The sequence below is a fragment of the Planktothrix sp. FACHB-1365 genome, assembly GCF_014697575.1.
Classification (GTDB): Bacteria; Cyanobacteriota; Cyanobacteriia; order Cyanobacteriales; family Microcoleaceae; genus Planktothrix.
Genome location: NZ_JACJSC010000001.1, coordinates 742180 through 764868 on the forward strand (window position 1 = coordinate 742180; position 22689 = coordinate 764868).

At 38.6% G+C, this 22689-nt stretch carries 18 protein-coding genes; 10 read left to right on the forward strand and 8 right to left on the reverse strand.

The window, feature by feature from the left end; all coding sequences use genetic code 11:
- The first annotated feature begins 4 nt into the window (after window positions 1-4).
- Window positions 5-2272 carry a GAF domain-containing hybrid sensor histidine kinase/response regulator gene (locus tag H6G57_RS03120; RefSeq protein WP_190515904.1) on the forward strand — a complete coding sequence of 756 codons (2268 nt, stop codon included), beginning with the start codon at window positions 5-7 and terminating at the stop codon, window positions 2270-2272.
- Between the two features lie 64 nt (window positions 2273-2336).
- Window positions 2337-4139 carry a GGDEF domain-containing response regulator gene (locus tag H6G57_RS03125; protein ID WP_190515905.1) on the forward strand — a complete coding sequence of 601 codons (1803 nt, stop codon included), beginning with the start codon at window positions 2337-2339 and terminating at the stop codon, window positions 4137-4139.
- Window positions 4140-4236: 97 nt separating this feature from the next.
- Here the strand turns inward: H6G57_RS03125 and H6G57_RS03130 are convergent, their stop codons facing one another.
- Window positions 4237-4470, reverse strand: a complete 234-nt coding sequence (locus H6G57_RS03130) for a hypothetical protein (protein ID WP_190515907.1) — start codon at window positions 4468-4470, stop codon at window positions 4237-4239.
- 368 nt (window positions 4471-4838) lie between these two features.
- Between H6G57_RS03130 and fraC the strand changes: the two genes are divergently transcribed.
- The 6 genes from fraC (at window position 4839) to H6G57_RS03160 (ending at window position 11142) form a co-directional block, all read left to right on the forward strand.
- Complete coding sequence (gene fraC, locus H6G57_RS03135) at window positions 4839-5345, forward strand: filament integrity protein FraC (RefSeq protein ID WP_190515908.1); 507 nt, start codon at window positions 4839-4841, stop codon at window positions 5343-5345.
- 35 nt (window positions 5346-5380) lie between these two features.
- Window positions 5381-5962, forward strand: coding sequence for a DUF5357 family protein (locus H6G57_RS03140; protein ID WP_190515909.1), 582 nt, complete (start codon window positions 5381-5383; stop codon window positions 5960-5962).
- 40 nt (window positions 5963-6002) lie between these two features.
- Window positions 6003-6776 (forward strand): ABC transporter permease, encoded by a 774-nt coding sequence (locus tag H6G57_RS03145; protein WP_190515910.1) that lies wholly within the window; start codon window positions 6003-6005, stop codon window positions 6774-6776.
- Between the two features lie 31 nt (window positions 6777-6807).
- Window positions 6808-7641: an ATP-dependent sacrificial sulfur transferase LarE gene (gene larE / locus H6G57_RS03150; RefSeq protein WP_190515911.1), complete on the forward strand. Its 834-nt coding sequence runs from the start codon at window positions 6808-6810 to the stop codon at window positions 7639-7641.
- 262 nt (window positions 7642-7903) lie between these two features.
- On the forward strand, window positions 7904-9451 hold the full coding sequence (locus H6G57_RS03155) for a methyl-accepting chemotaxis protein (protein WP_190515912.1): 1548 nt from the start codon (window positions 7904-7906) through the stop codon (window positions 9449-9451).
- Window positions 9452-9489: 38 nt separating this feature from the next.
- A complete protein-coding gene (locus H6G57_RS03160; protein ID WP_190515913.1) occupies window positions 9490-11142 on the forward strand; it encodes a CocE/NonD family hydrolase in 1653 nt (550 codons plus the stop codon).
- Window positions 11143-11347: 205 nt separating this feature from the next.
- Here H6G57_RS03160 and H6G57_RS03165 read toward each other — a convergent pair whose 3' ends face one another.
- The 3 genes from H6G57_RS03165 to H6G57_RS03175 form a co-directional block, all read right to left on the reverse strand.
- A complete protein-coding gene (locus H6G57_RS03165; protein ID WP_190515915.1) occupies window positions 11348-12424 on the reverse strand; it encodes an S-layer homology domain-containing protein in 1077 nt (358 codons plus the stop codon).
- A 230-nt stretch (window positions 12425-12654) separates the two neighbouring features.
- Window positions 12655-15192, reverse strand: a complete 2538-nt coding sequence (locus H6G57_RS03170) for a glycogen/starch/alpha-glucan phosphorylase (RefSeq protein ID WP_190515916.1) — start codon at window positions 15190-15192, stop codon at window positions 12655-12657.
- A gap of 369 nt (window positions 15193-15561) precedes the next feature.
- Complete coding sequence (locus H6G57_RS03175; protein ID WP_190515918.1) at window positions 15562-16386, reverse strand: PEP-CTERM sorting domain-containing protein; 825 nt, start codon at window positions 16384-16386, stop codon at window positions 15562-15564.
- Window positions 16387-16571: 185 nt separating this feature from the next.
- Here H6G57_RS03175 and H6G57_RS03180 point away from each other — a divergent pair, with 185 nt between their 5' ends.
- Window positions 16572-17825 carry a Zn-dependent hydrolase gene (locus tag H6G57_RS03180; protein ID WP_190515919.1) on the forward strand — a complete coding sequence of 418 codons (1254 nt, stop codon included), beginning with the start codon at window positions 16572-16574 and terminating at the stop codon, window positions 17823-17825.
- A gap of 238 nt (window positions 17826-18063) precedes the next feature.
- On the opposite strand, the gene H6G57_RS03185 is transcribed toward H6G57_RS03180, so the two are convergent.
- Together H6G57_RS03185 and H6G57_RS03190 are read right to left on the reverse strand one after the other, a co-directional pair.
- Window positions 18064-19515, reverse strand: a complete 1452-nt coding sequence (locus tag H6G57_RS03185; RefSeq protein WP_190515921.1) for a Rieske 2Fe-2S domain-containing protein — start codon at window positions 19513-19515, stop codon at window positions 18064-18066.
- A 60-nt stretch (window positions 19516-19575) separates the two neighbouring features.
- Window positions 19576-20778, reverse strand: a complete 1203-nt coding sequence (locus H6G57_RS03190) for an RNA-guided endonuclease TnpB family protein (RefSeq protein WP_190515923.1) — start codon at window positions 20776-20778, stop codon at window positions 19576-19578.
- Window positions 20779-20947: 169 nt separating this feature from the next.
- Here H6G57_RS03190 and H6G57_RS03195 point away from each other — a divergent pair, with 169 nt between their 5' ends.
- Entirely contained in the window at window positions 20948-21928 is a 981-nt protein-coding gene (locus H6G57_RS03195; protein WP_190515924.1) for an aldo/keto reductase, read from the forward strand.
- A 6-nt stretch (window positions 21929-21934) separates the two neighbouring features.
- Here H6G57_RS03195 and H6G57_RS03200 read toward each other — a convergent pair whose 3' ends face one another.
- Both H6G57_RS03200 and H6G57_RS03205 read right to left on the reverse strand, forming a co-directional pair.
- Entirely contained in the window at window positions 21935-22348 is a 414-nt protein-coding gene (locus H6G57_RS03200) for a putative toxin-antitoxin system toxin component, PIN family (RefSeq protein ID WP_190515926.1), read from the reverse strand.
- Complete coding sequence (locus tag H6G57_RS03205) at window positions 22336-22590, reverse strand: hypothetical protein (protein ID WP_190515927.1); 255 nt, start codon at window positions 22588-22590, stop codon at window positions 22336-22338. Before H6G57_RS03205 ends, H6G57_RS03200 begins: the two co-directional genes overlap by 13 nt.
- Window positions 22591-22689 lie beyond the last annotated feature (99 nt).

Sequence of the window (22689 nt, forward strand, 5' to 3'; positions counted from 1 at the left end):
AGGAATGGAAGAAATTGCTCAATTATATTTAACAAAAGCCCATTATGCTTATGTTCGTTGGCAAGCCGTCGCTAAAGTTAAGGATTTAGAGACAAAATATCCTCATTTAATTGTACAACGCGATGGCGTAGCCGCCGCCTGTCGGCATCGCATTATTGCTGAATCGAGTAGTAGCTTATCTCAAACCACAGGACAAACCAGTTCATTAAATTTAGATTTAACCAGCATCTTGAAAGCATCCCAAGCGCTTTCTGAGGAAATTGTTTTAGAGAAATTATTAGATAAGTTAATGAAAATTGTTTTAGAAAATGCTGGAGCCGAACTAGGCTATCTAATTTTACCGGATAATTTTTTATCGGGAAAAAGTTATGAACAAACTTCTAAAATTAAATGGGTTATTGAAGCAACGGGCAGTTTAAAAAATAATCAAGTCAGTATTTTTCAATCTATTCCTATTGAATCCGATTCTAATTCATTAAATACAGAAAATTTGCCTAAAACCTTGATTAATTATGTGATTCATAAACAAGAAAGTTTAGTTTTAGATCATGCAGTTGAAGCCGAAAATTTTAGGTATGATCCCTATATTATTCTGAATAAACCTAAATCAATTCTTATTACTCCCCTCCTTTATCAAGGGAAACTGAAAGGAATACTCTATTTAGAAAATAACTTAATTATGGGGGCGTTTACTTCCGAAAGATTGCAGCTTTTAAATGGGTTATCAGCCCAAATCGCTATTTCTTTAGAAAATGCCAGTTTATACAATCATTTAGAACACAAAGTTCAGGAACGAACCCAAGAATTAGAACAGGAAATTAGAGAACGAAAAAAAGCCGAGGAAGCCGCCCAATCAGCAAACCAAGCCAAAAGCTTATTTTTGGCAAATATGAGCCATGAACTGAGAACTCCTCTGAATAGTATTTTAGGATTTACTCAATTAATGAATCGCAGTCCCAATTTATCACCTACAGATCGAGAAAATTTAGGAATTGTGAGCCGAAGCGGTGAACATTTATTAAGCTTAATTAACAATATCTTAGATTTATCTAAAATAGAAGCAAATCGTCTAACAATCAATTTAAGTAATATTGATCTTTATCGTTTATTAGACGATTTAGAAGAAATGTTTCAACTCAAAGCTGATGATAAAAAGCTACAACTGATTTTTGAGCGTTCTGCGGATATTCCTCAATATATTCAAACCGATGCTCTCAAATTAAGGCAAGTCTTGATTAATTTACTCAATAATGCTTTAAAATTTACTCAAGAGGGGGGTGTTTCCGTTAGAGTCGGGCGGGTACAAAAAGTAAACACAGAAAATCAGTCTTGCTGTTTTCTGCGGTGGGAGGTTGAGGATACAGGCTGTGGGATTGCAAGGTCAGAATTACAACATTTATTCAAAGCCTTTGTACAAACTCAAAGCGGTCAACAATCTCAAGAAGGAACCGGTTTAGGATTATCCATTAGTCATCAGTTTATTCAATTAATGGGAGGAGAACTTACAGTTAGTAGTAAATTAGGAGAAGGTACACTTTTTCAGTTTGATATTCCAGTGAACATTGTCAATGCCAATGATATTCTAACATCCTCTCCTAGTCGCAAAATTATTGCCCTAGAACCCAATCAAAATCCTTATCGAATTTTGGTTGTGGATGATAAATGGAGTAATCGTCAATTGTTAATTCGACTTCTAAATCCTTTGGGATTTGAACTACAAGAAGCCATTCAAGGTCAAGAAGCGATTGAAATTTGGGAGACTTGGGAACCTCACTTAATTTGGATGGATATGCGAATGCCTGTGATGGATGGTTATGAAGCTACAAAACAGATTAAATTAACTACAAAAGGTCAGGCTACCATCGTTATTGCCTTAACCGCGAGTACCTTAGAAGAGGAACGAGCCGTTGCTTTATCCGCAGGCTGTGATGATTTTGTGCGAAAACCCTTTCGAGATCAAATCATTTTAGAAAAGCTGGCTCAACATCTGGGAGTACGCTATGTGTATGAACAAGATGTGGTATCAGCCCCGGCTTTTACAGAAACCCCCCTAACGGAACTGAAGCCAACAACTTTAGCTTCCCTATCGTTAGAATGGTTAACTCAACTTCATCAAGCTGCGAAAGCTGTCAATGCCAAGCAAATCTTGAAGTTAATTGACCAACTCCCCCCGAATCAAACCTTAATTATCAATGCTCTGCGAACTAAAATCAATCAATTTGCATTTGAAGAGATTGTAGAACTAACCGCAAAAGCATTAACTAATCACTGATAACTGATAACTGGTACAGACGTGCCATGGCACGTCTCTACTGATAACTGATAACTGATCACTGATGAATGACGCTCAACCCGATAACCCACTGGCTAATATTTTGATTGTGGATGATACCCCTGATAACTTATATCTGTTGTCAGCAATGTTAACAGAACAACGGTATGATGTGCGCTGCGTAATTAATGGTTCTGCTGCCCTAATGGGGGCAATTGCTGACCCACCCGATTTAATTTTATTAGATATTCGTATGCCTCAAATGAGTGGGTACGATGTTTGTAAGCAATTAAAATCCTCAGAACGTACCCGTGATATTCCGGTGATTTTTTTAAGTGCTTTAAACGAAGTTTTTGATAAAATTCAAGCTTTTGAAGTCGGTGGTGTAGACTATATTACAAAACCTTTTGAAATTCGAGAAGTCTTAGCAAGAATTAAAAATCAACTCAATTTACAGGCGGCAAAATCCCAAATTCAGCAGTTAAATACAGAACTAGAACAACGGGTCAAAGAACGTACCAGGGAACTAGAACGAGCCAATTTACGATTGCTACACATGGCATCCCATGATGCCCTCACGGGTTTACCCAATCGAGTATTTTTTATGGAACGGTTGATGGCTGTTTTAGCTTATACTCACACCCATCCTGATTCTCAATTTGCGGTTTTATTTCTCGATTGTGATGACTTCAAAATGGTGAATGATTCTTTAGGTCATTTAGCTGGAGATCAATTGTTAAAAGCTGTAGCAAGGCGATTATTGGCTTGTATTCATCCCAATTATACCTTAGCTCGATTTGAAGGGGATGAATTTACGGTTTTGTTAGAACAAATTCAATCTGTTGATGAAGCCACCTTCTTAGCCCAAGCTATTCAACACGCTTTAAGCCAGCCTTTTTTACTGTATCAACACGAAGTTTTTATTAATACCAGTATTGGCATTGTTTTAGGAACCGTCGATTATCAACAGCCGGAACATTTACTCCGAGATGCAGATACAGCCATGTATCAAGCTAAAGCATTAGGAAAAGCCCGTTATGAAGTGTTTAATCGGGAAATGCACACCCGTGCCTTAACTCGTTTACAGTTAGAAAATGACCTGAGACGAGCCATTGAACGCCAGGAATTTATGGTTTTTTATCAACCTATTATCTGCTTATCCACAGGTCAAATTAGTAGTTTAGAAGCTTTAGTTCGTTGGAAACATCCTCAACGGGGATTAGTTCGACCTGATCATTTTATTCCGATTGCAGAAACAACAGGTTTAATTATTCCTTTGGGATTATGGGTTTTAGAACAAGCTTGTCGTCAATTAAAGTCTTGGCAAGAACAAGCCCTACAACGCCAAGAGGTTTTTGATATCAGCATCAGTGTTAATTTATCTGTCAAACAATTTTCTCAACCCGGTTTAATCGAATACATTGATCAAATTCTCGCCCGTGTCGATTTAGATAGTAAAATTTTAAAATTAGAAATTACTGAAAGTGCAATTATGGATAATCCCAAATTAGCATCCGAGTTATTTGAACAACTGAAATTGCGTCAAATTCAATTAAGTTTAGATGACTTTGGAACTGGATATTCTTCCTTAAGTTATTTACATCAATTTCCTTTAGATATTCTGAAAATAGATCGCTCTTTTATTAGCAATCTGGATGCCCTAGAAAAAAACTTAGAAGTTGTTCAAGCTATTCTAAATCTTGCCCATCATTTAGGCATGAGTGTTGTGGCTGAAGGCATTGAAACCGAGGAACAATTATCGTTACTTCGGCTTTTGGGTTGCGAATTAGGCCAAGGTTATTTATTCGCTCAACCCCTAGATGCAGAATCGACAGAATCCCTGCTTTTATCCCATCCCCAGTGGTAACACAAGAGGGGGAGTAAGGTTGTAGGAGGAAGAGTCGGGAGTGTTAATATTTCCTCACCCTCTCCCCTTCTCCCCAAACCCTACACTTGTCTTTTTGTTAAGGTAAACATTGCCAAGCTTGAGTGACGACTTCGCTTAACCACAGCCGTTGTTCCCAGTTGAGCAAACTATCATCCGCTAGAACCTCAGCTTTGAGATCCTCTAAAGATTGTTGACGAGAACGAGCAATTTTAACGACACCTGCGATCGCGGTTGCTACTAACTCATCAGTAACCGGTTGCTGTCGCAGAGCAATCATTTCTTGAGGACTTGTCGGAATTGGATAGGTCATGGTGTGAGGGGGCGTTAAACATTAAACACAGGACATAGAGCACAGTTGAGGTCAGAAGTAGATTCTACGGGTTTGGCAGTGGTAATTAAAACAAAAATAACAAATTTCTAAAAATTATAAACTTTTCGACAAAATTCTTAGCACAAATCTTAGATTAAGTTCTAGGGAACAACGATTTACTGGGAACAGGGAACAGTCAGGAGTGAATGAGTTTGCTAGATTTAGAAGTGTCCTAGCCTTAATTGTAGGTCAAGTAACCCTGGTTATATCGATTGTCATCCTTTAAAATATCTATAAAACTGTAAAAAAATTGACCCTATTACTCATTGCCCATTCCCTCCTTTATTTATTGAATTTGGCTTAACGATATGCCAATCCTAATCGCCCTGAGAGTTATTTTATTAAGAATTATTCGCCTTTTAGCCTCGATTATGATTGAAGCTTGGATTTTTAAGAAAAGCTTTAATTTATCCCCCAAAATGAGTGTACAATATGCGATGGTTCTTAACCTATTGGCAAATGCTTGTGAGTGGGTTGTGTTTTTAAATGCAGAAACTCTGTTACCCCCAGAAGCTCGAAAAGAATTAATTTATTATTTGTTGATTGAAAAAATACAAGAAACTTCCCCTTCTATTTTTTTATTAACAACTTTTAATTTTACCTTAATTCTGTTTATTAAATGGATAGGATTTGAATCTTTAAAAGTAGCCTTGAGTGGGGATATATCTAAGATTACTCAGGCTTTTCAAGAAAATTCTGAAGAAAATATTAAAATAACTGAGAAATATCGAGATTTTAGAATCATATTAATGGCCCATGCTTTAAGTTATTCTTTGTTTTTGGGATTAGCTTTTACATTATTAGTTTTAGAGTAATTAAATTAACTCTACAGGGAACAAGGTTGTTATATATGAATAAATTCCTGAAGCCTTTAAATGTACTTAAACCGACTAAACCCTTAGAATGGAGAACTTTTCTCCTCATCGGTCTGACAATTTGGATTGCTTCTATTTTAGGAACAACGGATGAAGACATTAGAAATCAATTAGCTGTTTTAAGTTGGTTAGCCCTGACAATAGCCATTGGGTTCAGAACCAGTCAACCTCCGTTTATAATTGGCGGAATTCCCTTAAGTCCTTGGATCATGGCACTATCACTGTGTTTAATGATTTATCACAAAACAGAAGCAACCCGACCTTATTTTGCCTTAAAATCATGGCCTTTAATTGCAACTTGTTTGGTTTTTATTCTGGAATTTATTCGAGATAATTTTAAAATCCAGTCCCCTCCTCCTTTAGTTCGCTTTGGGTTTATGATTATTTTACTGATTCACATTAATATTTATTGCTGGATAGAATTTTCGATTCGATTTCAGGACTGGTTAGAAAATGTTCCCGAAATTATTCCGAGGCAGGAGATTTTTAAACCGGATTCTGCTAAAATTAATCAGGAGTTTCAATCTTCTTCTGTTCGGAAGCTTAATCCCGGATAAAAATTTACTCTTTTTCTATATCCTATTTGGGAGATCACCAATGAATTTAAAACGCATTCTAACCATTTCTAGTAACGTTTTTTTAGAAGTTGTACGCGATCGCATTCTTTATATTATTGGTGTTTTTGCTTTACTGTTAATGGCTTCTGTGCGTTTACTTCCTGAAGTATCCGCCGGGTTAGAAAATAAAATTATTCTTGATTTTGGCATTGCCATGATTAGTTTTCTCGGCTTACTAATTACGGTTTTCGTCAGTGCTAATCTGCTGAATAAAGAAATTGAAAAACGAACGGTTTATCTCTTAGTTTCTAAACCCGTTAGTCGGGCAGAATTGATCATCGGAAAACATTGGGGAATCTCACTATTTATTGCTATTTTAGTTCTGGCGATGACCCTGCTCTATTTTGGAATTCTCAGCTTTAATAAAATTTCCTATCCCTTTACCAGTTTGAGTATTACCGTTATCTTTTTGTGGCTTAAATTATCTTTAATTGCAGCCGTCGGGATTTTATTAGGAGTATTTACCAGTTCCCTACTAGCGAGTTTATTAACCTTTGGGGTTTATATGATGGGAAGTTTAAGCCGTGATTTATTGGCATTAGGGAAATTAAGTCAAAACCCTGCCTTAGAACAAATTATGAGCGGACTTTATATTATTTTACCTGATTTAGCCCGACTCGATTTAAAAAATCAGGCTGTTTATGGTTACTTACCCGCCTCCTCAGTATTAATCAGCAATACCGTTTATGCTATTCTTTATATGACGCTTTTGTTATCTCTGTCCATTGTTATTTTTTGGCGAAGAGAATTTTAATTGTGTTGAAAACCCCAAGGAAAGATACACTATGACAGTAACAGAAAAATTACAACAAATTCAAGCTTTATTTCAAGAGATGGAACAAGCCTTAATTGCCTATTCGGGAGGGGTAGATAGTACCTTAGTGGCTAAAATTGCTTATGATGTCTTAGGAGATCGCGCCTTAGCTGTCACCGCCGTTTCTCCATCTTTATTACCGGAAGATTTAGAAGAAGCTCGCCTTCAAGCCAGCGAAATTGGGATTCAACATCAAGAAATTGAAACCCAAGAAATGCAGAATCCAAATTATACCTCAAACCCGATTAATCGTTGCTATTTTTGTAAAAGTGAACTCCACGATACCTTAAAACCCCTAGCTCAAAAATGGGGATATTCCTATATTGTTGATGGGGTAAATGCCGATGATTTAAAAGATTATCGTCCGGGAATTCAAGCCGCCAAAGAACGGGGGGTGAGATCCCCCTTAGCAGAAGTCGGTCTAACAAAACTTGAAGTCCGAGAACTTTCTAAATCTTTAGGGTTAATCACCTGGGATAAACCTGCCCAACCCTGCTTAAGTTCCCGCTTTCCCTATACAGAAGAAATTACTATTGCTAAATTACAACGGGTAGGAAAAGCCGAAGTTTATTTAAGAAAATTAGGCTGGAAAAATTTGCGGGTTCGTTCAGAAGTTGATACCGCCCGCATCGAATTACCCCCCGAACAAATTCAAGAATTTGTATTGAAAACGAACCTCCCCCAACTTGTTCAAGCCTTTCAAAGCTTTGGGTTTGTTTATGTTACTTTAGATTTAGAGGGGTATCGAAGCGGAAAACTCAATCAAGTTCTACCTTCGGAATTATTAGTTCCGTCCTCAACCTAAAACATTGCTATTATTTACCCTCAAAAAAAATATCCCCACCATTAATGGTAGGGGGCGAGGACAGTCAAACGCTATTAAATTTTATTGTGCCAGACCTTTAGCAAACTGAGGTTTGGGGTTGTGACGATTTTGAGAGTGTCCATCCCCCTATTCAGGGTAGAACTATTTGCGATCGCACTCTATCGAACTCACGTTAAATTATATTTAAAGGTTTATTGTGGAAGAATTCCTATAAATTGGTTAGGCTTGGGAGATTGAGGACATGATAGATACGATTGAGAAAAACTCCAGTACCCAAAAATATAGATTGAATCAATTTAAGCTCAGAGGTCAAATGCTGTTGGGTTATGCTGTTCCCGTATTTGTTTTTGCGGGTTCTACCTATGTTGTTTATACGAATGTCAATAAAGTATTTGAAGCATTTAACCAGGTTGAAAACGTTCAAAAAACGATTATTGAAGTTGATAGAATGGCATTGGCAGGCAGCAATATGGTTGCCAATAATCGGGCTTTTCTTCTAGTTGAAAACGAACAATTTTTACAACTCTATCAAAAAAATTGGCAGATGTTTCAAGAAGCAAGCAAGAATTTGAATCAAATGATTAACCTTGCGGATCAAAAGCAACGATTTGACCAAATGCAAGAAATTGGAAGACAGTTTAATCAATATCAACAACAGATGGAAGTTTTAATTAAACAGGGGAAAAGAAAAGAAGCTATTGTTATTTTTAACACCGGCTTAGGTCAGAAGTTACTTTCGGATTTTTTGAAGCTTAATTATGAATTTAATGATGCCGAAACTCAAAGATTAGCTCAAGAGAATAATCAAGCTAGAAATATTCTGCAAAATGCAGTTAATTTATTAATTATAGGTTTAATTTTTTCAGCTTTTACTGCTTTAATTATTGCTTGGTTAATTTCTTCTTTAGTCAGTCGTAAAATAGGGCAAGCAATTAATGCGATTGATAAATCATCCGTAGAAATTAATATTGCTGTTGAACAACAGGAAAAAATTACTAGGAGTCAAGCCGTTTCTGTTAATCAAACCACCCGGACAATGGATGAATTAGGATTATCAGCTAAACAGGCGAGTGACCAAGCAGAAACTTCAACCCTAGGTGCTAAACAAGTTTTAAACTTAGCAGAAAATGGTAATCTATTAGTCGAACAAACTTTAGTTGAAATGAGCCAAACGAAAGATAAAGTCAAAGCCATTGCTGAACAAATATTACGTCTGAGTGAACAAACCAACCAAATCGGAAGTATTTCTCAAGTCGTCGGAGATTTAGCAAATCAAACGAATATGTTAGCCCTCAATGCTGCGGTAGAAGCGGTACGAGCCGGAGAATATGGAAAAGGGTTTTCAGTCGTCGCGTCTGAAATTCGCAAGTTAGCAGATGAAAGTCAAAAATCTGCCCATCAAATTAATGCTTTAGTAGCCGAAATTAAACAAACTAATAGTTTAACCAGTCGAGTGACAGATGCCGGAATTAAAAGTGTAGAAACCACCGTTGATTTAGCTCAAAAAACCGCTAATTCTTTTAGTAATATGTCAGGAGAAATTAATACTATTGTTCAGGGTTCTCAGCAAATTTCACTCAACGCTAAACAACAAGCTATGGCCATTCAACAAGTTGTAGAAGCCATGAATAACCTTAATAATAATGCTCAGAGTAGCAGTAATGGCATGACTCAAATTAAGTTAGGTATTCAAAAGCTCAATGATGCAGCATTTGATTTAAAAGATATTGTCCAGGAAACATCAGAAGCCGCTAAAAAGGAACGAAAAATGAGAAATCATATCAATTAAATATCCTAATCTTAGGTTCTTTATTCTCTATTTTCTCTATGAATATACTTCAAGAAACAGCCTCTCTCATCACCCGTGATAACCTTCGACTCGATGCAGATATTTACCGACCCCAAACCGAAGAAAAATTACCCGTTTTATTAATGCGGCAACCCTACGGAAAAGCAATCGCATCGACCGTTGTTTATGCCCATCCCCAATGGTATGCTCAACAAGGGTATATTGTGGTGATTCAAGATGTTAGAGGGCGGGGAACTTCCGAAGGAGAATTTAAACTTTTTACCCCTGAAATAGAAGATGGGTTAGATACCATTAATTGGGTTGCTAATCTTCCCTATAGTAATGGTCAGGTAGGAATGTATGGCTTTTCCTATCAAGGAATGACCCAAATTTATGCCGCTTCAACTCGTCCCCAAGCCTTAAAAACCGTATGTCCGGCGATGATGAGTCATGATTTATATGCAGATTGGGCCTATGAAGGGGGAGCTTTCTGTTTATATGCTAACTTAGGATGGGCGATACAAATTTCAGCAGAAACAGCCCGATTAAAAGGGAACGAAACCGCTTATAATGCCCTTTATCAAGCTTCTCGAAATTTACCCTTTTTTGATGTCATTCCTAGCAATCCAGAGGTGTTAAAAATTCATGATCCAGATTCATTTTATCACGATTGGTTAGCTCATGATCAACCCGATGAATATTGGCAAAATCTATCGCCAAAATTAGAGAATTTAGATTTACCCATGCTGCATATTGGTGGTTGGTTTGATACCTATTTAAGAGGAACTCTTCATTTCTATCAAGAAATGGTAAATCGCAGTCAACACCCCCAACACTTAATTATCGGCCCTTGGGCTCATCTTCCCTGGGGTCGAAAAGTGGGGGGACTCAATTATGGTTTAACGGCATCAACCTTTATTGATACACTCCAAATTCAATGGTTTGATACCTTTTTAAAAGGCAAAGACAATCCTATTTTTCATCAAAATCGCATTTGTTTATTTGAAATGGGGAGTCAAGACTGGCGAGAATTTGAACACTGGCCGTCCTCTTCCTCCCTAGTCTATTATTTATCAACAAATGGACTCGCTAATTTACGAGAAGATGCCGGAATATTAACGCCTAATTGTCCTAAAAATCCTCAAGAAGATGTCTTTGTTCATGACCCTTGGCGTCCGGTTCCAGCGCTTGGAGGTCATGTTATGTATCCAACAGGTTCCTTTGACCGTTCTAATTTAGATTGTCGCAGCGATATTGTAACTTATACCTCTGAACCGTTGAGCCAAGATTTACATTTAACAGGAGATTTAACAGTAGAAATTTATTGTAGTGCAGATAAACCCAGTTTTGATTTATGTGCGGTTTTATCAGAAGTTAAACTGGATGGTAGTGTTTATAATTTTAGTCAAGGTTATCAAAAAATTAACCTCGATAACTCTACACAAAATCCCATTTTTAACCCAGAACACAATATTAATTTATATCAAATAAAACTGCAACCTACTTGTATTAAAATTCCGCAAGGGCATTGTTTACGTTTAAGTGTCAGTGCGGCTTGTTTTCCAGCTTATCCAGTTAACCCAGGAACAGCTAAACCTGTTAATCAAACTCGTTTAATCGATTATCAAATTATCACATTAACGATTTACTCTGGGGATAATTTTCCCTCCCGCTTAATTGTATCCACTTAATATAGCTTCCAGACAATTCAATTAGAATGGCTCAGTTTTTTCGCCTCATTCTGCGAAAATTGGGGAGTCAAATTGAGTCCCCAATTTGGGAAAATGAAATATAGCGCTACGCATTACGGTGTTTGACATTTTTAAACTCTGAAACCCTTTCAATTCTTACTGTTCCCTTGGGCGTAGCGCTAGAGCCCTGCCCCAGCGTCATCCCTCAGCGTGAGTTCACAATATAATCAGAAGAAATCGGTTCTACTTTTTTCTGATAAACTAACCCTTGGTAAATCATAGAAGCGACTTCACCATAGGTAGCCGATTGATTGGGATTGAGAGTATTTTTATCAGGATAATTAACAACTAATCCGGCTTCCGTTGCGGCGGCAACACCCTCAACAGCCCACTCAGGAATTTGATCCATATCTTTAAAGAGTTTAAGGGTTTGTTGAGGATTTTTAGACGGTTTTAACTCTAACCCACTGGCTAAAGCCACTAACACTTGAACGCGAGGAATTTCTTGTTTAGGTCGAAAGATATTTCCTGGATATCCCACTAAAAAACCCGATTGACTAACCTCTTTCAAAGCCGGTTTAGCCCAAAAGTTTTTAGGAACATCCTTAAATTGAATAGGGGATTGTTCAGGTTGTTGATTAAATGCCCTTTGTAATTGGGCGGCAAATTCTCCCCGTGTAATTTTTTCATCAGGTTGAAAGGGTTTTTGATCAGACCCGGTTGCCCAATTTTTACTCATAAAATAGGCAACAAATGGACTCGCCCAAGATTGGTCAGGAACAGTAGAAGAGGGGGTTTCCAGAGGAGGTGGAGTCGTTAAACACACTTTTCCCCCTTGAGATGGAGTCGGACAAAGGGTTTCCCTTGGGTTGAGGGTAGTGGTTTGGGGGGGAACTGGGGGAACTTGTGCTGGAGGCGAGGTGGCGATGGGTGTATCCGGTGTGGTTTGAGGAATTAACCCTAAAGCAACCCACCAAGGTTGATTCACGGTTGGCTGAGGTGTAGGGGAAGGTGTGGTAGGTTGGGAAGTTGGGGGAGGCAAAGGTGAAACCCCATCCGGGAGGGAGCGTTCTAGGATTTGGGAGAACGTCTGATCTGTTGTCGAGGTTTGGGTTTCTGGGGCGGTTTGGTTGGGGGTGGTCGTTAATTTCCGGTTAGGATGGCTTAAAACCCAAAATAAAATTGTACCCATCGTTGCTAACGCAACAATAATGGCAATAACCTCATCAAAGCGAGGATTAGATTGACGATTGGAGGGATCAGGAGGATAAGATTGTGACATAAGGATTAGTCCCATTATAGATACACTTATTTCAGCACAAAGGATTGATTTTTGACGATAGTGCGTAGCATGAGGGAACAGGGAACAGTCAGGAGTGAATGATTTTCAGGTGTTGATCGGTTATTCAAAAAAGGTACTCCTGATGGGAATGAAGGAGTACCTTTAAAATCGCTATAAACCGAAGGGAATCTATGAGATAAAATTCACCTTATTTTTAATCCGATTCAGAATTAACTAATAACGCGCAATCCAGCCGCTTCTGGGTTATATCCTTCCATTTCCACAGGAATAGATTTCACGTTCCAGATTTGGTTACAATATTCACGGATGGTGCGATCGCTAGAGAATTTACCCATGCGGAGAGCATTCAGAATTGACATTCTTGTCCATTTTTGCGTATCTTGAAATGCCAAACTGACTTGTCGCTGACAATCAATATAAGCTTGATAATCCGCGAACAGCATATATTCATCATGGTACATTAAGGAATCCACCAAAGGTTTAAATAATTCCTCATTGCCATGGGAAAAATAACCCGATGAAATCCGATCAATCACGCCTTTTAATTCAGCATTTCGATGATAGTAATCGCTGGGTTTATAGCCTTTAGATTTTAAGGCATAAACTTCTTCTGCGGTTAAGCCAAACAGGAAGAAATTTTCAAACCCGGCTTCTTCGCGGATTTCAATATTTGCCCCATCCAAAGTACCAATGGTTAAGGAACCATTCATGGCAAACTTCATGTTTCCGGTTCCAGAAGCTTCTTTTCCGGCTGTAGAAATTTGTTCAGATAAATCCGCCGCCGGATAGATGCGTTGACCTAAAGAGGCGTTAAAGTTTGCCAAAAACACCACTTTTAACCGTCCCCGGACATCGGGATCTTTATTGACCACTTCCCCAACGGCATTAATCAATTTAATGATTAATTTTGCCATGAAATAGCCCGGAGCCGCTTTCCCCCCAAAGATAAAAGTTCGGGGATAAATATTAATATTGGGGTTCTGTTTGATGCGGTTGTACAGCGTAATAATGTGCAGCACATCCAAGTGTTGACGTTTATATTCATGAATCCGTTTCACCTGAATATCAAAGATGGAATGGGGATCAACTTCAACGCCATTAAATTTCCAGATGTAATCCGCTAACAGTTGTTTATTGTACAGTTTAATTTGACGCCACTGTTCGCAGAATTCAGGATCATCAATTTGGCTTTCTAATTGACGCAGTTGATCTAAATCTTTGAGCCAACCCTCACCCAATTTAGAGCTATAAAACTGCGATAACGTGGGATTACTCAATAAAATCCAACGCCGGGGTGTCACCCCATTGGTTTTATTGAAAAACTTCTCTGGCCAGAGTTTATAAAAATCTCGCAGGGTATCTTTTTTCAACAAATCCGTATGCAGTGCCGCCACTCCATTAATCGCATGACTGCCAACACAGGCTAAATGAGCCATCCGCACAAATTTTTCTGGCCCTTCTTCAATTAAAGATAACCGTCCCAATAAGGTGTCATCATCGGGATACCAGCGATGGACATCTTCTAAGAAACGACGGTTAATTTCATAGATGATTTCCAAGTGACGCGGTAACAAATAGCCAAACAAACCCACTGACCATTTTTCTAAGGCTTCGGGTAACAAGGTATGGTTGGTATAGGCAAAGGTTTTTTGGGTGACTCGCCAAGCAGAATCCCAATCAATCCCATGTTCATCTAACAACACCCGCATTAACTCAGCAATGGCAATGGCCGGATGGGTATCATTGAGTTGAATGGCGGCGGTTTCATTCAGGTTATAAAGATTGTTATTGTGGCGGAGATGACGTTTAACAATATCCCGCAACGAACAAGCCACAAAGAAATATTGCTGTTCTAAGCGCAATTGTTTCCCTTGGGGGGTGTTGTCATTGGGATAGAGGACTTTAGAGATGGTTTCCGATCGCATTTTATCAGCTACCGCCCCATCATAATTCCCGGCGTTGAAGGCTTCAAAGTTAAAGGCGTCACTGGCTTCTGCTTTCCACAACCGCAGAGGGTTAACGGTGTTGGTATCATACCCAGGAACCGGAGTGTCATAGGGAATACCGATCACGGTTTTAGCCGGAATCCAGCGAATCCGTTCCCGTCCTTTCTCATCATGATAAATTTCGGTCTGACCGCCAAATTTCACCTCAACGGATTCTTCGGGACGGGGAATTTCCCAAGGGTTGCCAAATCGTAACCATTTATCGGGAATTTCCGCTTGCCAACCATCTTGCATGGTTTGGTGGAAAATCCCAAATTCATAGCGAATACCATAGCCAACGGCGGGAATTTCCAAGGTCGCCAGGGAGTCGAGGAAACAAGCCGCTAACCGTCCTAAACCGCCATTTCCTAAACCGGGGTCGGGTTCTTGTTCAAGGAGTTCATCTAAGTTGAGTCCTGATTCTTCCACCGCCTGACGGACGCGATCATAGAGGTGTAAGTTAATTAAACTGTTCCCTAAGTGTCGGCCCATGAGGAATTCCGCAGACAAATAGTAAACGATTTTGACGCTATGGTCTTCGTAGGTTTTGACCGTTTTCAACCAACGGCTTAACAACCGATCCCGCAAGGTATAAGCCAACGCCATATAAAAATCTTCCTTTGTGGCGATGGACTCGTACTTACCGAGTTCATAGAATAAATTATCGGCAAAAGCCCGTTTTAGGGTTTCCACACTCGTTCCAGTGCGATCGTCCTCAATTTGGATGGGACATTCATTAATCGGAATCAAGGATTGAGTCATTCAGTCTCCTATCTAAGCATCAATTAACGTTCAAGGATCATCTGGGTAACAGGATACAGATGGGTTAAGGTTGTTTATGTTGTGTTAATGACTATTGTTGGTCAACAATTCTGTATCCTGCACCTCAATCGAGCACAATTTCCTAATTTTTAAGTTTAACTTAATCAAAATACAGATTTTTCCGCTCTTGTCAAGGGACTAACTCTGTGATTGATTTCGTCTAAAATTATAACAATTGTTTGGGGATGAATCTAGGATTGGCTTTTGTCCTAATACTCAGTTTTACTCGCGATCGCTGCGTTTGGACACTTTAGCAGTAACCGATTGAGTCTGTCCTGATCATTCACTAATTTTTGAAAATTGACAAGATCAATCAGATAAAATACTTTTCTTTTTAAAGTTTAAGACTATTCCCAATATACCCATGATTAATAAACTCAAAGAAGTTGAAGGTTCAGGCGCTTTGACCATTGTTTTACTATGTTGATAGGTAATTAACGTTAAACTTTGACTGTGACTAAACTCACGAGAATATAATCCTGACAACACAATATTAGCAGAAACTTGATTATCTTGAGCATTTGTTGTTATCAACGGTGACCAGTGAAAGCCCTGACTATTTTCTGTTGATAAATTAAGCTGATTAGAAGAATTAAGTGAGCTATTGAGACTAAAAAAATCTAACAGATTATCCGTCAAATCATCAAATAAATAAAAAGCGATATAATTCTCTGCTTGAGCCGATTCTTTTGAGAAGGAACTTGGTATAACCTCCGAATTTAAAAGAGAAGAAACTTTAAAGGAAAATTCTTGATTTTCGGTAATTTTAAACTGATAACCTATAGCGACTGCTTGACTGTACGCTAAACCCAGATATTCTTGACCTTCTCCCTGAGCTTTCGCTTGAGAACTATTTTCCGTTAGAGTTAAACAATTTTCAGGTTCTAAACAAACATTAAAATTTGCATTAGCATTCGCTTCGGCTAATGTAATTCCTCGAACAGCTAATGCTAGGGTTTGAGCATCTGTAAAGGTGGAAGTGTTTGTAGGAACTTGGTTAAAATCAAAAATTAAAGTGTTTGTTTCAGCCTTCGCTAAGGTACCCGCAAAAACTGGAGAAACACTACTTAATAAAGCAATAACGGGAGTGGCAACTAGGAATAATTTCAGAGTTGTTTTGGGTGTAATATTCATGTTAAATCCTCTGGGTAAAATTTTAAATTAAAGTTAATCACGGGATCAATCCCGATAATCGATAGATTTAATCTAGTCTGTAGAGGAGGAAAATTAACAGGGTTTTATTTAAAGATTTTAGTTTTTTTTGTAAAGATATCATATTAGGGAGTAAATTACCCATTCCCCATTCCCTCTTAACAATTATGGCTGTGATCACAGAACTGAGAATTAATCATAAGCGCCTACACCATCGAATTTATGATTTAGCGAAGATTGGTCAACAACCGTCAGGAAGTATTCGCCGTTTGGCGTTTACCCCGGAAGATTTGCAGGCTCGTGAAGCCGTCAAACAATGGATGTTAGAAGCGGGAATGACCGTGAGAACCGATGCTGCGGGAAATCTCATCGGTCGTTATCCGGGTCAAAATCAGATGGCTCCCGCTTTAGCAACGGGCTCTCACCTCGATACTGTGCCAACGGGAGGACGCTATGATGGAGTTTTAGGGGTATTAGCTGGCATCGAAGTAGCACAAACCTTGAAGGAGAATCATCTAAAACTGCATCATCCTTTAGAAGTCATTGTGTTTACCGATGAAGAAAGTACGATGATTGGGTGTCAGGCGATGGCGGGAACGGTGTTACTGGATAACCCAGAGCGTTATTCCTCTAAAACCGGAGAGTCGATTCAATCTAGTTTAAAACGGCTAGGGGGAAATTGGGAACAGTTAGCCACCGCACGACGTTCACGGGAAAATATGGCAGCATTTTTAGAACTGCACGTTGAACAAGGAGCGATTTTAGAACGCAATGGGGTTTCAATTGGAATTGTTCAAGGCGTGGTGGGAATGGAACGCCAAAAAATCACGATTCTTGGACAAGCTAACCACGCCGGAACAACACCGATGGAAATGCGACAGGATGCGTTAGTCGCAGCAGCAGAATTAATTTTAGCAGTGCAAGAAATTGCGTTAAAAATGCCTTCTCAACCTGTTGCAACGGTGGGATATCTTCATGTATTCCCGAATGCGGTTAATATTATACCCGGACAAGTTGAATTATCTGTTGATATGCGGGATTTATCTCAGGATTGTTTACAGGAAATGTTAGAAAAATTAGATCATAAAATTATAGCGATCGCTAATTCAACAAATACCCAAATTTCAATTATACCGTTACTCAGTGTTAAACCCACTTTAGCAGCCCTTGAAATTCAAAACACCATTGAATCTGTTTGTCAACAGTTAGAATTAAGTTATTTATCCCTTCCTAGTCGTGCGGGACATGATGCGTTAGAAATGGGGAGAATTACTAATATGGGGATGATTTTTGTTCCTTCCCAAGCGGGAGTAAGTCATTCTGAAGCAGAATATACTTCCCCTGAACATTGTACCCAAGGAGCCAATGTATTGTTACACACTTTATTATTATTCGATCAAACCTATAGCAATCCTATTTAATTTGTGAAAAATCACCGTAGGGGTTGGGTTTCCCAACCCAAAACCCTAGAGGATTTGGCAACCCAACCCCTACAATAAAATATTATATGAAATTCCTAAATGTTTGCTACAAATCCCCCCTGTAGAGACTAGCCATGCTTAGTCTCTACAGGGGGGTTAGGGAGGATCATCTGTAGCATCTATAATCGGATTTCATATTACAACGGTGGTAATTTGTACAGTAGAATTGCTAATTCAATTAATCATTATGAGCGTGTTCAAACTCATAAATATAGAATAAACGACTGAATTTTTTTAAATAATATCCAGCCGTTGCAAAGGCGATCGCACATCCTAATAAAACCCAAAAACCTATCGGCGGAATTGCAGTTAATTGCTCAACTGTTCGGGCATCAACCATAACACCTAACCCAAAACAAAGGATAGCAGCAATATAGGAAAATACCGTTAATCGGTTAATATTTTTTAGAGCATTTTGACAGACTTGACAATGTTGGGTGTGAGTTGACCAAACATCAAATAACTGTTGTTTATTTAACTCAGGAAGAGGAAGATGGGGGTTACATTCTTCAGACCAAGGAATACCACCGCCTGCCCGTTTTTCAAGCCATTGACGGAACGTAATTACCATTTTATCCTGGGGATTGGGTGTATAAACTTCCTCTAACCAGCGTTTATTTTTCCGTTTGGCTAATATTTTTTCTTGATAGTGTAAAAACACTAAATCTTGGTGCATAAATAAGGGAGCTAAAACATGATTTAACCAAATGGGCATTGGTAGGGCAAAAAAGCCTATCCCGCCCGGTGTTTTACCTTGCTTACTTTTAATTAAAATCTGACGGCCAAAAGTCCGACACCAACCCGGACGAGTGGGAGTTGCATATAACGCTAAGACCATTTTTCCCCCATCTACATTAGTCGCGTAAATTTTCTGATGACAGGGAGGTTGAAAATCATGAACCGCTTCTACAACGTGGGGTTGAGTCGGTATAATTTTAAAGGCAAATCCCTCTTGAGTCGATATTTTTCGCAGGGAAATCATGTCATAATATTTAGCATCTTTGTAGCGATTGCCGATAATTCCATGATGGGAAACCGGAACATGGGCGGGGTCAGAAATATTCTCCATAAAGAAATCCCAACCGTAGGGAATATCCCGAAAACTCCAAGGTAACTTAACAATTTGATCTGAATTTTCTTCTAATTCAGGAATCAGACGAGGAGATTTTAACAAGCTTTCCTGTTGAGCTTCGGAACCGGATTCTCCCCAAACCCATAATAAACCCTGACGTTCTTGGGTGGGATAAACCACAGCGCAGGATTTCGGGTTAGAACAATGTTTTGCTTCGGTTTCGCTATCTTGAGATTGGGGAATGCTAACACAATTTCCCTCACCATCGAACCGCCAAGCATGATAAGCGCACAGAAGTGTGCCATCGGACTCAACCCGACCTTCAGACAAGGGGACGAGGCGATGGGGACAAGCATCCGCAAAACAGCGCCATTGACCTGAAGCATCCCGCCATAAAACCAGATCTTTGCCTAATAATTGCACGGGATGGGGACGAGTGGGATCAATAAATTCCACCGCAGCGACGGGATACCATTGTTTTGTCCATTGAAATTGTTCAGTTTCGGTTTGGGGATGTTCGATGAATGTGGGGTTCAGGTTTTGTTGTAGGGAAGTCATAAATTTTCTGCCTGTTGAACCGAAATAGTTTAACTACTAATTTGACACTCCCCCGCCAAGCTACGCTGTGACGGGGGATTCTTGTTTCACGGAAGAATGCTTTTTGGTGCTTGCACCAACGAGTCTTACATCCTCTCCACAAGCTTGAATTTCTGCGTGTCCCGCAGTATGGGTTGACAGTATTTTTATACCTTCTTCCCTAATATTACGTGCTGCGTTTTCATCTCGATCATGGTGAGTTTGACAATTTGGGCAAACCCATTCTCGAACACTTAAATTTAATGAATTGTTTTTGAATTGGCAGCAATGACAAAGCTTTGTACTGGGAAAGAATCTGTCAACTTCAATTAGCTTTCCACCTTCTCTTTCTAGTTTGTAGCTCAGGAAGTTAATTAGCATCCCAAAGCCAGCATCTAATACAGATTTTGCTAACTTGGTACGTGCTAATCCTTTCACACAAAGGTTTTCCACTACAATGACTTGGTTTTCGTCAACTAACTTTCGAGAGAGTTTATGAAGAAAGTTAACTCTTGTATTTGCTATTTTTTCATGAACTTTAGCAACTCTTTTAACTTGCTTTTTGCGATTATTAGACCCTTGGGTCTTCCGAGACAATGCTTGCTGTCTTCTTCTTAATCGCTTGGCATATTTTCTAGTGGGCTTAATGGGATCAACCTTTGTATAGGTTTCACCGTCAAACACGGTTACCAAACTCGTTAACCCTAAGTCAATTCCTGAGATTTTTCCGTTTTTATTAGCAGTTAAATCGTCAATCTCAAACAAAATAGCAGCAAAATATTTATCTGTACTTGTCCTAGACACGGTAACAGATTTAATCTTACTGCTAATTGTTTTTGGAATTCTGGCTTTGACAATCCCTAACTTCGGAAGCTTTAAGCCACTCCCTTGAATTGAACAACTTTCGGGATAACGAATTGATTGTTTTTTGTGCTTGCTTTTGAATTTAGGAAATCTAGCTCTTTTTTGAAAGAAGTTTTTAAGCGCTGATTCCAAATTCTTTAGTGATTGTTGTAATGTGGCAGCAGTTGCTTCTTTTAGAAACAGGTAATCCGGTTGCTTTTTGAGTTCGGTTAAATGTTTTGCCATGTCGCAATAACTTAACCCTTTTCCGGTTTCCTTGTACTGAGTGTTAGTTTTCTCAAGGTAATAATTCCAAACGAATCTACAACAACCAAAACTTTTTGCTAAAGCTGTTTGCTGTTCCTTGTTTGGATAAATTCTGACTTTGAGAACGTCTAACATTTCTACCCATATATCAATCTGTCTGGTATTATAGCGTTTAGTGTTAAATCGTATCCGTTACCACTCATGTTTTTATTTTGTCGTGATTCATCTCACCGCCAAGCTGAAACTGTGGCGGGAGTCCTTTCACGACGTTTAAGATAGACATTATTCTGAAAACTCAAAACCAATGGAAAGCCGTCAAACCTTAAATCTTCCTGTGATGGGATGTGGAACTTGGGCCTGGGGAAATCGCCTATTATGGGGTTATGATCCCAGTATGGATGAACAGTTACAACAAGTTTTTAACTTGTGTGTGAGTCAGGGTGTAACGTTATTTGATACGGGTGATTCCTATGGGACGGGTAAATTAAACGGACGGAGTGAATCGCTTTTAGGACAGTTTTCTCAACAGTATCAAGGCATTAATCAAGACCGAATTTGTATCGCTACAAAATTAGCACCCTATCCTTGGCGATTAACGCGCAAATCGATGATTCAAGCCTGTGAAAATTCAGCTAAACGGTTAGGAAAAAATGTCGATTTAGTTCAGATGCACTGGTCTACGGCTAATTATGCTCCTTGGCAAGAATGGAATTTATTAGAAGGTTTAGGGGATTTATATGAACAGGGATTAGTTAAAGGAGTGGGATTATCTAATTATGGGCCGAAACGGTTAAAAAAAGTGTATCAAAAATTAGCAGACCGAGGAATTCCGATTTCAACTTTACAGGTACAATATTCGTTATTATCAACTTATCCGGTCAGGGAATTAGGATTAAAAGAAGTTTGTGATGAGTTAGGTATTCAATTAATTGCTTATAGTCCGTTAGGGTTAGGATTATTAACGGGTAAATTCTCGGAAAATAGCCCGTTACCAAAAGGAATACGAGGAGGATTATTTAAAAAATTATTACCCGGAATTCAACCGATTTTAAATTGTTTGAAAGAAATTGCTGAATTTCGGTCTAAAACTGTTACCCAAGTTGCTTTAAATTGGTGTATTTGTAAAGGGACAATTCCGATTCCGGGGGCTAAAAATTTAGAGCAAGCACAAGATAATTTAGGGGCGTTAGGATGGTTTTTAGATTCAGGAGAAGTGGCAGCGTTAGATAATGCTGTGATGCGTTCTAATCAACAAATGGTGCAGAATATTTTCCAGACTTCTTGATTTTTATCATTTCTGAGCGATTAAACTCAAAAAATCTGTTGCATTTACAATTTCAATTCCTTGATAATTTTTTAAAGGAAGTAAATGTTTTTTGTCTCCAGTCACGATATAATTGGCGTGACCTATAACCGCGCATTCTAATACCATATTATCATCAGGATCAGTAATAATTACATTAAGAGTATTAGAAATTTTGACTACCTGTAAAAAACTCAATAAATCGAATAAAGTATCTGTAATTTGAGAATCTGTAAAATTGAGTTTTTGCTTTAACTTTTCCAGCAACTCATCTAATAACTCTTGACAAGTGATCGCCTTGATTTGACCTGTTCTAGCTAATTCTAAGCATCGATAAGGACTACCTCGCCAACCTAGACCAGATAGCAATACATTCGTATCAAATACGACTATTGGATACATGGTCTATCCTCATGAATTAAATCATTAATAAAATCCTCGCGTTCTTCGTCAGATAAAGTATCCCAATTGATTCCTCTTTCAGTACACAATCTTCGCAATTGACTTTCACCATAGTCTAAGCGTTCTTGACGTTGGGTTTCGGTTTCTTTTGCAAGTTCTAGCAACACCATCCGTTTTTGTTCTAGTGGCAATTGTTGGATCAGATCAATAATTTGTTCTGTTGTTAAAGTTAAGGTGGGCATTATAATCATCCTCACAGATTAGAGAAAGATAGCGAATGTCGTTAAAGTATAGCATTTTTATTATAACTTTAATTTTTTTTAATGTATAAAATACTCTTA